Source organism: Microvirga sp. P4_G7, from assembly GCF_056401005.1.
On sequence record NZ_JBFUKD010000623.1, the window covers coordinates 1 to 2,177 of the forward strand.

The window sequence follows — 2,177 nt, forward strand, 5'->3', positions numbered from 1 at the left end:
GGAATGCCCTGCGGGATCAGATGCTCCACTTCGGCGCGCCGGTGCGCGAGCGTGACGCAGACGTCGCACGGTTGCGGAAAGGCTTCGCCCGCCTGCAGCGCATCGACCGTCGTCACGGTGATCGCGTCACCGGAACCGAGATGCTCTTGAATTCTGTGGGCATATTGCTGCGTCGTCTCGACGAAGTTGCCGACCATCACCAGATGCACCGGCCGCGTCGGCGTTCTCCCGCGCGCCGCGCGCGCATTGACGAGGGAGGAGACGACGGAAGGCGGAAGACCGAGTTCCTCCGCTTCGTTGAACAGCATCTCGATACGGCGCTGCACCTTGCGCATCGCGGATGTGCGCAGGCCGTCGCTGTCGTGGCCGTCGCCCACATAGGTGCCCGCACCGGGCTTGGCTTCGATCAAACCGGATTCGCGCAGGTCGCGGTACACGGTGGCGACCGTCATGTGTGCAATGCCGGCGCGCTCGGCCAGTTCGCGCACGGATGGCAGACGCTGCCCGGTGGGCAATTCGCCCAGCGCGATGCCGAATTCGATCAGACCGCGCAGCTGCACGCCCAAGGGCACGGGAAGCGTGCGGTCGAGCGCGCCGGCAAGATCGCTCAGGATGCGCTCTTCGGCAGTCTGTTCCGTTCTAGCATAACAGATGCCTTCGGAAGCATCAGGGATTGGTGGCGGTTTGTGCACGACCGAGTTGACTTTTTTTAGTGTGGCGACCTACCGTTATATTCGATAAGAACACCTTGAACGAAAAGTTCGGTCCTTAGCAAGAGGGGATATCTCATGAAACTTTATTTCAAGCTTGGCGGTACGTTGGCAGCCGCCCTGCTTCTCGGCACGGCGCTCAGCGGCGCGGTGTCGGCGCAGACGCTCACCATGGGCGTGCGCGCCGGACCGGACTCGATCGATCCCCATTGGTCGACGTTGGGCAGCCAGGCGGAGACCCTGCGCCACGTGTTCGATACGCTGGTGATGGCCGACGAAAACCTGCAGATGAAGCCGGGTCTGGCGACGTCGTGGAAGCCCGTCGACGACACCACCTGGGAGTTCAAGATCCGCGAAGGCGTCAAATTCCATGACGGCTCCGAGCTCACCGCCGAGGACGTGAAGTTCTCCATCGACCGCATCCCGGTCGTCACCGGCCCGATGAGCATGACGATCTACACCAAGCAGGTGAAAGAGACGAAGGTCATCGACAAGAACACCTTGCACGTGATCACCAAGTCGCCTGCGCCGACGTTGCCGAACGATTTCATCCGTCTCTTCGTCGTGTCCAAGTCCATCGGCATGGATGCGCGCAACGAGCAGTTCAATTCGGGCAAGGCCGCCATCGGCACCGGACCGTACAAGTTCGTGTCCTGGGAACCGAAGGGCGATTTCGTCGTCGAGCGGTTCGATGGTTACTGGGGCGCCAAGCAACCCTGGGCGAAGGTGATCCGCAAGGAAATCGCCAACGATCCGGCACGCATGGCCGCGCTGAAATCGGGCCAGGTCGATCTCGTGAACTACGTTCCCGCGACCGACTACGCCGCGATGCAGAAGGACAAGGCCGTCGACACGTTCGTCGCCGATTCCGTCTACTACCTCAACCTGACGCCGAACGTGAAGGAAACCCTGCCCAAGCCCGTGAAGGTCGACGGCAAGGAAATCACCGCCAACCCGCTGCGTGATCCCAAGGTGCGCGAAGCGATGGATCTCGCCATCGACCGCAAGACCCTCGTGCGCGTGGTTCTCGAAGGTCTCGGCCGCCCGGCCAACCAGCTGATGCCGACCACCTTCTTCGGCGGCAGCAAGGCGTTGCCGGAGCGTCCCTACGACGTCGCGAAGGCGAAGCAGTTGCTCGCCGATGCGGGTTACCCGAAGGGCTTCGAAATCGACTTCCACTGCACCAACAATCGTCTCCCGGGTGATTCCGCGGTCTGCGAGGCTCTCTCGCAGATGTGGGCGCGCGCGGGCCTGAAGGTGAACGCCAATGCCCTCAACGGCACGGTGTTCTTCCCGGCGCAGCAGAAAGGCGAGTTCAGCCTGTGGATGAGCGGCTGGGGCACGCTGACCGGCGAAGCCAGTTACACCTACGGCTCGCTGGTTCACACCGCCGATCCCAAGACCGGCCTCGGCGCCTTCAACAAGCAGGGATATTCCAATCCGGAAGTCGACGCCCTGCTCGAAGAG

Annotated in this window: 2 protein-coding genes; one reads left to right on the forward strand and one right to left on the reverse strand. The window is 62.6% G+C overall.

Annotation, left to right across the window (positions count from 1 at the left end):
- A partial coding sequence (locus AC1DT3_RS18760; protein ID WP_477466735.1) for a GntR family transcriptional regulator occupies positions 1 to 560 on the reverse strand: 560 nt, incomplete at its 3' end.
- A gap of 228 nt (positions 561 to 788) precedes the next feature.
- Here AC1DT3_RS18760 and AC1DT3_RS18765 point away from each other — a divergent pair.
- On the forward strand, positions 789 to 2,177 hold a 1,389-nt coding region (locus tag AC1DT3_RS18765), incomplete at its 3' end, for an ABC transporter substrate-binding protein (RefSeq protein WP_477466734.1).